The organism is Sphaerochaeta sp. S2 (genome assembly GCF_016406725.1).
Classification (GTDB): domain Bacteria; phylum Spirochaetota; class Spirochaetia; order Sphaerochaetales; family Sphaerochaetaceae; genus Sphaerochaeta.
In genome coordinates this window covers 1-1,510 of the sequence record NZ_JAEKNT010000413.1, presented here as the reverse complement: position 1 = coordinate 1,510, position 1,510 = coordinate 1, and the positions used below count along the sequence as shown (strand labels likewise).

The 1,510-nt window shown below is 34.1% G+C and carries 3 protein-coding genes; 1 reads left to right on the top strand and 2 read right to left on the bottom strand.

The window, feature by feature from the left end:
* Positions 1–290, top strand: a 290-nt coding sequence (locus JF818_RS16440; protein WP_233067565.1) for a hypothetical protein, incomplete at its 5' end; no start/stop codon positions are given.
* 35 nt (positions 291–325) lie between these two features.
* On the opposite strand, the gene JF818_RS12015 is transcribed toward JF818_RS16440, so the two are convergent.
* Both JF818_RS12015 and JF818_RS12010 read right to left on the bottom strand, forming a co-directional pair.
* Positions 326–628, bottom strand: coding sequence for a hypothetical protein (locus JF818_RS12015; RefSeq protein ID WP_198892242.1), 303 nt, complete (start codon positions 626–628; stop codon positions 326–328).
* Between the two features lie 36 nt (positions 629–664).
* A partial coding sequence (locus JF818_RS12010) for a glucuronate isomerase (RefSeq protein ID WP_198892241.1) occupies positions 665–1,510 on the bottom strand: 846 nt, incomplete at its 5' end.

The window sequence follows — 1,510 nt, the reverse complement described above, 5'->3', positions numbered from 1 at the left end:
GTATTATAACCGAGGATGTCACTTCAATTGAAGCGATTGGTAGAAGTTTCGCTGTTGCAAAAAACAATTTTTTCAGGTATTCATTGGCGATAATTTTACTCGGTATCGTTTCAATGATTATTCAAAAAATATTTTCTGATACTTCAATTATGATCGTTGTCTTAAATACACTTGCTTCAAGTATTATATCAGCATATGTAGTAGTCTTTATTACTTCTCTTTATAAGCAAGTAACCAAAATAGACAACTCAGAACCTGAACTGGAATACTTTGAAAATTTAGATATTTAACGAATAAAATCTAGAGCAAACGCTCTAGATTTTTTTTAGTTTAAATTGATAACTCCTAACACACTTAGAAGTCCAACTATAAATAAACCCACTCCAATAATCAAATTAAAGAAGTATGTGATTGTATCTCCTAAAAGACGCCTCATCCTTTGTACTTTTCTAGCATCCCAATAAAACGGTAGTTTCAGTACTGTCCCTAAAATAACATACAAGCCTGCAACAATAAATATCATATTCAATAGTGACATAGTCATTAATCCCTCCCCATAACTCATTATAACTTGAACAATATGGAAAGCAAATTCTTTTATACATACAATAATTTGAATCCTAATCATGAAAGAAAAATCGGTAAACAATGTTTACCGATCACTTCATACTTCAATGTCAAAATAATTCAATGCGTTGTTATAGCAAATATTTTCTACCATTTTCCCTAGAAACTCTAAGTCATTAGGATACAAACCATCTTCAACGGCTATTCCAATACGCTCACATAATAATCGTCTAAAATAATCATGTCTTGTAAACGATAGAAAACTTCGAGAATCCGTCAGCATACCAACAAAATGGGCAAGCATACCTAATTGTTGCAATGCTTCCATTTGTCTATTCATACCATCAATTTGGTCGTTAAACCACCAGCCTGATCCGAATTGAACCTTACCTTTTATGCCATCGCCCTGAAAAGAGCCAATTACAGTTGCAATGACTTCATTATCGCGTGGATTTAAGGTATATATTATCGTCTTAGGTAACTCTCCAGTAACATCTAAACTATCCAGTATACCAATCAAGGACGTCGCAAAAGGTTCATCATGGATTGAATCATAACCTGTATCTGGTCCTAATTTTTTATACATTCTAGTTGAATTATTACGATGTGCCCCAATGTGAAGCTGCATTGCCCAGCCCCTCTTATGATAGGCCTTACCAAAGAATACAATCATGTAACCTTTATATTTTGATATGTCATCAGAGGTCAAGACTTCACTATTTAGACCCTTAAAAAAGATTGCCTCAACTTCTTCTTTGGTTGTCTGTTGGTGCTCGACAACATCTAGAGCATGATCAGATAATCGACAACCCATTTCGTGGAAGAAATCCAATCGTTTCTCCATACTGGATAGCAACTCATCAAAGGAAGTTATCTCACAACTCATTCTCTTTCCTAAAGAGCGTATCCAAGGAATAAATGTCTCTCTTTCAATATTAATACC